Source organism: Vibrio sp. 10N.247.311.51 (genome assembly GCF_041467855.1).
Taxonomy (GTDB): Bacteria; Pseudomonadota; Gammaproteobacteria; order Enterobacterales; family Vibrionaceae; genus Vibrio; species Vibrio coralliirubri.
Window position 1 is genome coordinate 83,802 of the sequence record NZ_JBFSVK010000026.1, and the last position, 9,442, is coordinate 93,243.

8 protein-coding genes and 1 pseudogene are annotated in these 9,442 nt (G+C 45.9%); 5 read left to right on the forward strand and 4 right to left on the reverse strand.

What is annotated here, in order from left to right; genetic code table 11:
• Nucleotides 1-19 precede the first annotated feature (19 nt).
• The 3 genes from AB6E85_RS20045 to AB6E85_RS20055 form a co-directional block, all read right to left on the reverse strand.
• The gene (locus AB6E85_RS20045) at nt 20-1,252 is read right to left on the reverse strand and encodes a MalY/PatB family protein (protein WP_372143895.1); all 1,233 of its coding nucleotides are present in this window, start codon (nt 1,250-1,252) and stop codon (nt 20-22) included.
• Between the two features lie 122 nt (nt 1,253-1,374).
• Nucleotides 1,375-1,842: an OsmC family protein gene (locus AB6E85_RS20050; RefSeq protein WP_372143897.1), complete on the reverse strand. Its 468-nt coding sequence runs from the start codon at nt 1,840-1,842 to the stop codon at nt 1,375-1,377.
• 29 nt (nt 1,843-1,871) lie between these two features.
• Nucleotides 1,872-2,264: a GFA family protein gene (locus AB6E85_RS20055; RefSeq protein ID WP_050651206.1), complete on the reverse strand. Its 393-nt coding sequence runs from the start codon at nt 2,262-2,264 to the stop codon at nt 1,872-1,874.
• A 207-nt stretch (nt 2,265-2,471) separates the two neighbouring features.
• Between AB6E85_RS20055 and AB6E85_RS20060 the strand changes: the two genes are divergently transcribed.
• Both AB6E85_RS20060 and AB6E85_RS20065 read left to right on the forward strand, forming a co-directional pair.
• Complete coding sequence (locus AB6E85_RS20060; RefSeq protein ID WP_372143899.1) at nt 2,472-3,311, forward strand: LysR family transcriptional regulator; 840 nt, start codon at nt 2,472-2,474, stop codon at nt 3,309-3,311.
• Nucleotides 3,312-3,548: 237 nt separating this feature from the next.
• Nucleotides 3,549-5,576, forward strand: a complete 2,028-nt coding sequence (locus AB6E85_RS20065) for an alkyl sulfatase dimerization domain-containing protein (protein WP_372143901.1) — start codon at nt 3,549-3,551, stop codon at nt 5,574-5,576.
• Between the two features lie 132 nt (nt 5,577-5,708).
• Here the strand turns inward: AB6E85_RS20065 and AB6E85_RS20070 are convergent, their stop codons facing one another.
• On the reverse strand, nt 5,709-6,638 hold the full coding sequence (locus tag AB6E85_RS20070; protein WP_372143903.1) for a LysR family transcriptional regulator: 930 nt from the start codon (nt 6,636-6,638) through the stop codon (nt 5,709-5,711).
• Nucleotides 6,639-6,811: 173 nt separating this feature from the next.
• Between AB6E85_RS20070 and AB6E85_RS20075 the strand changes: the two genes are divergently transcribed.
• From AB6E85_RS20075 to AB6E85_RS20085, 3 genes and pseudogenes are all read left to right on the forward strand, one after another.
• Nucleotides 6,812-7,495 carry an SDR family oxidoreductase gene (locus tag AB6E85_RS20075; RefSeq protein ID WP_372143905.1) on the forward strand — a complete coding sequence of 228 codons (684 nt, stop codon included), beginning with the start codon at nt 6,812-6,814 and terminating at the stop codon, nt 7,493-7,495.
• An 82-nt stretch (nt 7,496-7,577) separates the two neighbouring features.
• On the forward strand, nt 7,578-8,786 hold the full coding sequence (locus AB6E85_RS20080; RefSeq protein WP_372143907.1) for an MFS transporter: 1,209 nt from the start codon (nt 7,578-7,580) through the stop codon (nt 8,784-8,786).
• A gap of 58 nt (nt 8,787-8,844) precedes the next feature.
• Nucleotides 8,845-9,442: pseudogene (locus AB6E85_RS20085) on the forward strand (alkene reductase); the annotation flags it as partial.

A 9,442-nucleotide genomic window follows, 5' to 3' on the forward strand; every position in this document is an offset into this window, starting at 1 on the left:
TAGAGTCTAACGCTCGATATCAGCAGCAGCTTTTTGAAGCGCCGCTATCACAACAAGTTGAAGAAGTCAGACTTCCTCTCTTAAAGCCATCAATCGCGTCTGCTAAAGCCCTAAATGATTGCTCGATATTATCGCGTGACGTCGCGATGTTCATTCGCATGAAGTTAGGGCTTTGCGCACCAAACCAACCACCTGGGGTTAAGCCCATTTTAGCCTGTTCAAACACCACATTTTTTAGCTCTTCTTCCGAAAAATCCAAGCCTGAAAAATCAAACCACACTTGGTAAGTGCCTTGCGGCTGGAAGACTTTTAACTGAGGAATGCGCTGCTCCGCAAACTCAGTGATCCATTTCACCGTGTCTTGCAGATACACCAACAAGCCATCTAGCCACTCACCACCTTTCTCAAAGGCCGCCACGGTTGCAAACGTACTGAACGCATTACCATGGTCAAGATACATCGCCACCACATTGGTTTTGAACGCGTCAAATAACTCATTATTGTTGGTGTACACATAGCCGTTTGAGATGCTGTGCATGCCGAAAGTTTTCGCCGGAGAGCCAATCAAGGCAATGATCTTGTCGTAATCAAAGCTGGTTAAGCTCGTAAAAGCATGACCTTCAAAAATAATGTCGGAATGGACTTCGTCGCTGATGATCAGCACATCGTGACGTTTAGCGATTTCGATAACTTGTTCAATCTCTTGAGGTGTCCATACTCGCCCAGTCGGGTTGTGCGGATTGCAGAAAATCATCGTCTTCACTTGTTGTTCGATGATCTGTTGCTCCATACCATCAAAATCAATCTGATAACGCTGTCCGTCATTAATCAACGGGCTATTCACGACCTGACGGCCTGCCTTATTCACCAAATTAGCAAACTGATGGTAAGCCGGCGTATGAATAAGCACACCATCACCCTCATTAGTAAACTGGCGCAGTAACAACGCGATGCCCGGTAACACTCCCGGAACCTGAACGAACTTGTCAGAAGACAGGCTTAAACCATGACGCTTTGAATACCATTGAGACAGCGCCTCAAACACTGCCTGTTCATTGAATTCATACGAGTATACTCCACGCTCAACTAAGCGATTCAGCTCTTGAGTGATCGGTTCCGCCACCTGAAAATCCATATCGGCAACCCAGTAAGGAAATACATCGGTGGTGTTGTAAATGCTCTCAAGCATCTCTGGTTTGCTTTTGATAAATGCATTTTCACCGTAATTCGATGCACTGTTAAACGCTGTCATGGAGGTGTCCTCAAATAGTGTGTTCGGTCTTTTTGCAATCAACTGGATTGCATGAATACCCTTAAGACGATAGCGAGATAAAAAGGACGAAGCTTTTAAAGAAATCTTGTGATTGTTTTAAATTAATCTCTCATCTCGACCACAATCTCTGTTTTTACTGAGTTCGCGATAAAGCAGTTTTTGTGTGCCAAGTGATGCAGTTTGTCGAGCTGCTTGGCGGTGGGCTTTTTGGTACCTAAAAACACAATCTTAGGGCGCAGAGTCACCTTAGTGACAGACGAACGACCAGATTCATCTTCTTCCAGCACACCGACGGCATCATCGACATAAGAGTCGATCACGTACTTCTGCTTTGCGGCAATGCCCAAAAAGGTCAGCATATGACAGCTAGAAAGTGCCGCGATAAACGCTTCTTCTGGGTCGACATTCGCTTCCACCGACAACGGCAGTGGCACAACATGTGGAGAGGACGAAGCAGGCACAGTGACACCACCATCGAACTCCCATGTATGACCGCGACTGTATTGATTGTCGCTAAAGACTTCATCTTCTGCTTTTTTCCAGCGAATGATCGCTCCATATTCAGACATAATTCCTTCCCTTTTTAATGCTCAATAAATTAACGATCAGCTGGATGATTGACACCATCATTAGTCACCACATCACCAATATCAAAAGGGTTTACCCCTTCCAAACAGCCGATGTTAAAACCGTATTCATTTGGGCTAGAACGGCGTTGATGATGGGTATAGATGCCGCAGTTTGAGCAGAAGTAATGCTTCGCAGTATTGGTATTGAATTGATAAAGCTTGAGATGCTCCGCACCTTTAAGGATCTTGATGCCATCCAGCGCAACAGAGCCCACAATCGCTCCCCTGCGACGACAGATAGAACAATCACAGCGGCGTGGTTTTTCTATCCCGTTAGGTAAACTGAGCTCTAGTTCAACCGCACCGCAATGGCAGGTTGCCTTGTGAAAAGGTTGGATAACGGTGTTACCGACTAATTTCATGAGCACTCCTTGTGCTGGTCACTTTTCACCCATCATATCTTGATTTGTTATTTTGGTAAAAAAATGTGTTTTCCAACAAATATATAGCGCATGTTTTCAATACATAATTTAAGCTAAATCTCGACGCTACTGACTCTACCGTTATCGACACAACGATCACCGAGTCGTATTCAAACTATTTAATCTCTTTCTACAGGGCACACCTATATGAATCTAAATCTGATTAAACACTTTCTCGCAGCCTATGATTTCAATAGTATTTCGAAAGCAGCAGAACATATGAATATGACTCAGCCATCGATGACCGCCGCGATCAAAAATTTTGAAGAGCAGAGCGGAAAAATCATGTTTTATCGCACCAGTCGTTCAATTCAACCGACAGAAGATGCGCATTATCTTGCTGAGCAATGTCGAGAAATATTAGGTCGCCTCGACTCAGTATTTAAAGAAGAGAGAAAACTAAAAATCTGCTGCCCAGAAGTGATCATGCAGGCACTTCCTGGCTATGAAGGGGTCTACTTTGTTGAAACTCCCGCCATTGAATACAGTATTTTAGATAAACTAAGAACCGGAGAGGTGGATATTGTTGTCGACGATATCTCTGTTACTGATCACTCCTTTATTGTTGAATCGATCGGCTCTCAAAAGCTCGCACTCGCATGCCGTAAAGACCACCCAACAATTGGCGATAGCATCTCTCTTGAGCAGTTCAAAAACGCCGAGCACATCATGCTGCGCCTAAAAGACAAAAACGTAAGCGCGCTAGAAACCCGAACTGAAGAAGCATTTGATCGTAACGTGGTTCGAGAAGTTTCCGGCCAATCGAATCTACTGTTGAATGCCCGTAATTCAGACGCCGTGTGCATTGTCAGTGAATCCATGTTTGATTTAGCAGAAGAGCTAGGGCTAAAAGTTCTAGAACCACCATTTACGCTGCGTGACTACGAAATGAAAATGATTTATCACAAACGTAGTATTCAAGATCAGCGACATGCTCAAGTTCGAGAGCACATCAAAAAGCATCTAACAACACCCTCAAAAAAATAAATAAAAACTATGCAATAAATGATAAATCGTAATTAATGGCAATATGTTTCACTTTGTATAGATAAAATCTATGCTTTTTATAGCTACTACCCAATGGTTCGCCGCTTAAGAACTGCCTAAGATATCGTCATCAACGAGGCACATTACACAACCTCGTATCCTTCAACTTTTGAAGAATGACGAAACAGGATGGATTCTGAGTCTGATTCATACGAAATACAGAACCAGGGTAACACTATGAAAAAAACCATTATTGCTCTCTCAATTTTAGCGTCTTGCAATGTGATGGCTCACTCTCATCATGCATCAGAACGTTTAACTCACGGCGACCATGACCACTCATTCGATATGAGCGAGTACGACGTCGTACTTTCTAATAACTATGACCCGTTTGCTAATGGTATTGAGTTCCTCTCTCCAACCATGTCTGCTGAGCAGCAAAGTTACTTTCCTTTGTCTGAAAATGCCTCGACAAAACTAGCAGGATCATTCCCAGAAATAATTTGGCGAGGTGAACCTCTATTCACGCCTGAGTACAACAAAGAAAACATGGAAAAGGCTTTGCAAGAAGGTAAAATTCATCCTGAGCTAGCAGCTATGGAAGAAGCAATGACCAACCCTGTGATCTTTAAGTTATCAGACCGCATGTACAACGCATTTGGTTTTGAAGGCGCTTCGATCACCTTCCTTCAAGGTGACAAAGGACTGATCATTATCGACGCTGGTTCAACGGCTGAAACTGGTGAAGCCATGCTGTCAGCTTACCGTGAAGCGACTGGGGACGAGCGTGAAGTTCATACGATTTTCTATACTCACCACCACCCAGATCAATGGGCAGGAACCGAGGGGTTAGCAACGCGAGAAGACTTCGAATCAGGCAAAATTAATGTCATCGCTCATGTTGATTTCCAAAAGAAAATGAATGAAGAGTCTGGTATTTATCTTAATCAACAGTCGATTCGAACCGCGTATGCATTTGGTGCCTTTATCCCTCATAACAATGACTACGATAAAGGGGTAAACCAAGGCGTTGGCTACCCAGCAGACATCGTGATGCAATCGCAAAACAAATCCTTCTTCGCGCCCAATATCTTAGTTGACGATCTGATGATCATGAAGGTAGATGGCCTTACACTGGAGTTTTTCCACACACCTGGTGAAGCGCCAGATGGTGTTGCACTCTACGTACATGAAACGGGAGACATGGTAGGTGGCGATACCATTCAAGGTGAAACCATTCCAAATCTCTACACCATTCGTGGTGCTGAGTACCGTGACGGCCTTGAGTGGGCAGATTCTATAGACCGCATGCGCCGCTATCAGCCAAAAACGCTTTCACTACACCACGGCCGTTCTGCAGTCAGCCAAGAGCGTGTTGAAGATGTAATGAAAGCCTACGCGGATTCACTGCGCTACATGCAAGATCAAACGGTTCGCCATATCAACAAAGGCTATACCATGCATGAGCTTTCGGACAGCATTCGCCTTCCAGAAGAACTCAAGGATCATGACTACTTGCGCCCGCTGCGTGGCTCAGAATATCAAAATGTTGCCAATATCTATGCAGGCAATGTTGGTTGGTTCAATGGTGATGCCAGTGAGTTTGCTAAGCCACCACACAAGGACATGGCGCAACTGTATGTTGATATGATGGGTGGCCCAGACGCCATTAAAAAGGCCGCTGACCGCATGATCGAAAAACAACAGTACGGTGAAGCGATGCAGATCCTAACGCATGTTATCCGCGTCGATCACAGCGATATGTATGCTCGTGGACAAAAAGCCGTTGCACTAGAGCGTTGGGGCTGGGAACAATCGACTCCGGGTTGGCGTCACTGGGCACTCACAGGTGCAGCAGAGCTTCGCGGAGAATTAGATGGTGTGCTCGATACAATGAACTTCTTCGGCGATGCCAGCAAGTTCGTTGAGGCACCAACTGATGACGTGATGTCACTGATTCCAACTCGCCTCATAGCGGAGCAACTGAACACCAACGAAACGCACGTTATCAACCTTGTCGTAGATGGAAGCCCATACCTTGTGAACGTGTCTAACCGCACGATGGCTGTCGACAATGGTTTTAGTTCTGAGAGCGCCGATCTCACCGTCGAGATGTCAAAACAAGACCTTGTTCATTTATTCCTAGTCAAAGACATCAATGTTGAAGAATCAACGGCGAAGGCAACCAAGGGTGATATCAAGCAACTTCAACGTTTGGTTGATTTAATTGATACCTTCTCTCCGTTCTACCTACACCTTCGTTAACCCCAACAAATAACCCGTGCCTCATTCATTTGAGGCACGATAAGAGGTTCTCATGATAGACAAAGATACCTTTATCCCAAGAGCGTTAGCGATTGCCATCGTTGTATTTCTCTTCTTTTCGTAAATTGGAAATCAACAACTCGAATTGACGCAATCTCCAAACCGCTCAAACAAGAAATCAAGAAACAACCGGATACGTTTAGGCTGATACTTTTTGCTGATGTACACCACATTCAAATCGGCACTCGACACCGACATCGCGGTATTGAAGTTCTTCATGTAGCCATTGAGTAGCGTCACAAGGCGTTGGTTATTGATGTCGTCTTGCACATCCAGCACCGATTTAAGGGCAATGCCCTCGCCTTTTAATGCCCAGTAGCGAATCACTTCGCCATCGTCTGAGAATCGCTTTGGAACAACGGTAATCGACTTCTTCATATCATGATCTTGGAAGTGCCATGTCTTGAGCTCTTCATTACTGCGCAGCATGGCTAAACAGTCGTGATCAACCAAATCTTGTGGTGTTAACGGTGTTCCATGCTTGGCAAGATATTCAGGAGAAGCACACAGCACACGTCGGCTTGGCGACAAGCGTCTGGATATCAAACTGCTGTCGACCAATTCACCATAACGGACCACGATGTCCATGCCAGATTCAGCAATGTTCGAGAGGTTATCGTTCAAGTAGAGGTAAGGGATCACATCGGGATATTGCTGACAGAACTCAGAGAGAATAGGAAGAATGTACTGTTTTCCGATGTCTTTCGGCGCGGCGATTTTGAGTGGACCTTTGACCTCTTTGACACCATTTTGGATCAGGTTTTCGGCCTCACTGACATTATCTAATATCTCCAGACACGCCTTGTGATACAGCTCGCCAGAGTCGGTCAAAGACACATGGCGCGTGCTTCGATTCAACAACTTCACACCATATCGCTCTTCCAGTGCCTGAAGCCTTGCTGTCATGGTCGCAGGCGATAAACCCAGTTCACGCCCCGCCGCCGCTAACCCGTGATGCTTAACAATACTGACGAACATCGCCATATCTGAAAACTTATCCATACGATTCTCGCTTCCGCCTCTTCGTCTTACTTCTCGATCTTAATGCTCGATCTCAACACTTAACCACATTATTCAGATTATCAGAATAATGAATTTGTATTTTAGCCAATTATCAAATTTAGTCGAATACATATAATGACAAACATCAACAGAACAACGCAGGAATTCAGAGCATGACTAACGAATCGACTAATCAAGAGCAACACACTTTCGTCATCATTGGTGGCACATCAGGCATCGGTAAGGCACTCGCGATGAAATTGAGAAACGAAAACAACACAGTGCACGTCGCTAGCCGACATACAGGCCTTGATATCAGCAATGAAAAGTCAATTTGTGAATACTTCGAATCGATTGGCGTATTTGACCACTTAATCGTAACGGCTGGCTCCTCCGCTCCCGCAGGAAAAGTAACAGACGTCGCAACCGCAGACGCTAAGACAGCTTTTGACACTAAGTTTTGGGGCAGCGTAAACGTAGCCAAACATGCCGCTCGTTACATGACACCAAATGGGTCTATCACGTTCACAACTGGCATGTTGTCACGCAAGGTTGTGGTTGGCACTTACGTAAAAACCGCCATCAACGCCGCGCTAGAAAGCGTAACCAAAATACTGGCGAAAGAGCTATCACCCATTCGCGTCAATGCCGTTAGCCCCGGCCTGACCATGACGGAAGCCTACAAAAACATGGACGATTCCGCTCGTGCAAGCATGTACGACAACGCCAAAAACAACCTACCCGCAGGTAAGGTTGGCGAGCCTTCAGAGGTGGCTATGGGTTACCTATTCTCGATTAATAACCCATACGTAACAGGGTCAATCATCGACATCGATGGTGGCGCTCTACTCGGCTAAACCCCCGCAAAGACACAAAGAACATCGTTAGGGCGTTTATCTCAACGTCCTAACAAACAAGAATTTACATAGGTAGCTCATCATGAAATCAAAAGCCATGACACAAGAAAAGATGCCATTCCAAGTTTGGATACTGACACTCGCAGCATTTGCAATCGGCACCGCTGAGTTTGTTATCGCAGGCATTCTTCCACAGATCGCTACATCACTTTCAATCACAGAAGGCCAAGCTGGCTACCTTATCAGTGCTTACGCGTTGGCTATCGTTATCGGCGGCCCGATCTTAACCATCTACCTGGCGCGCTTTAATAAGAAGATGGTGCTGATTGGCTTAATGGCACTATTCATCATCGGGAACGTCTTATCCGCCTTAGCGCCAAGCTATCCATTACTGCTGGCGAGTCGTGTTATCGCAGGCTTAGTGCAAGGCCCTTTCTATGGCATCGGTGCGGTTGTTGCGACCAACTTAGTGTCTGAAAAAATGGCAGGCCGCGCGGTTGGTCAGATGTTCGCAGGCTTAACGCTCGCTAACGTTCTTGGTGTTCCAGCGGGTACATGGGTTAGCTTGCAATTCGGCTGGCACACCACCTTCTTCACAGTAGCAGCACTTGGCACCATCGCAATGATTTCAATCCTGACATCGATTAAATCGACCGGTCACAGTGAAGCGAAAGACATCAAAACTCAGCTTATGGCGTTCAAAAATCCAATGCTGCTGATCAGCTTGGCAATCACCGCTTTTGCTTGGTCTGGCTTCATGACGCTTTACGGATACCTTGCGCCAATCGCTATGCACATCACCGGTTACGGTCAAGAGTCTGTTACTTGGATCTTAGTGGTTGTTGGTGTCGGCTTAATCATCGGTAACACCTTGGGCGGCCGCACTTCTGACAAAGATTTAGGCAAAGCATCGATGTTTTGGGCTATCGCGATGATCGTTTCATTAGTAGTGGTTGGCCTTGTTGTAGACAACAAAATCCTATTCGTTGCAGCGGCATTTGTCTTTGGTATTGCATCATTTGCGAACGTTCCTGCCATGCAACTTCGAGTGATGAACAACGGTGGTGAAGGCCAAGAGCTAGCAGCAACCGCGAATATCTCAGCGTTTAACTTAGCCAATGCCTTTGGTGGATTCCTTGGCGGCATGGTTCTCGACAGCCAACTAGGCGCAGGCATGATTCCATTCGCAGCCGTTGTTGTCCCAGTGATTGGTTTGCTGCTTATCGCCAAAGCCAACCGAGCGGGCAAGCCACAAAGCAACTCTATTTTCAGCCCAGCAGAAAGCAAATAACGCGGCTATAGCCCCAATAAAAAACGAAAAATCACAGCATTAAAACAAGGTAGAAACCATGAACAAATTATTCGAAGCATCAGAACTGAAAGGCCTAGAACTGCAAAATCGCGTGGTTATGGCACCCATGACACGCGCTCGTACTAGCCAACCTGGAAACGTGCCAAACGACATGATGGCAACCTATTACCAACAACGCGCAAGTGCAGGGCTTATCATCACTGAAGCGACCCAAATTTCAGATGACTCTCAGGGTTACTCATTCACACCCGGCGTTTATACCGATGCACAAATCGAAGGTTGGAAGTCAGTAACAACAGCAGCCAAAGAGCAAGGTGCCGCGATATTCTGCCAACTATGGCACGTAGGCAGAGTATCACACCCTACCTTTCAAAAAGGCGAGTTGCCGATTGCCCCTTCAGCGCTGGCACCAATCGAAACGCAGGTTTGGATCTCTGATGAAAATGGTAACGGCAACATGGTGGATTGCATCCAACCAAGAGAGATGACCCAAGCAGACATCGATCGTGTTGTTCAAGATTTTGCTAACTCAGCGAAAAAAGCGGTCGAGGCAGGGTTCAACGGAGTGGAAATCCACGGTTGTAAAGGGACTATTGATATGAACAATCTGTGTTATAGGGTGTTATACGTGGGGA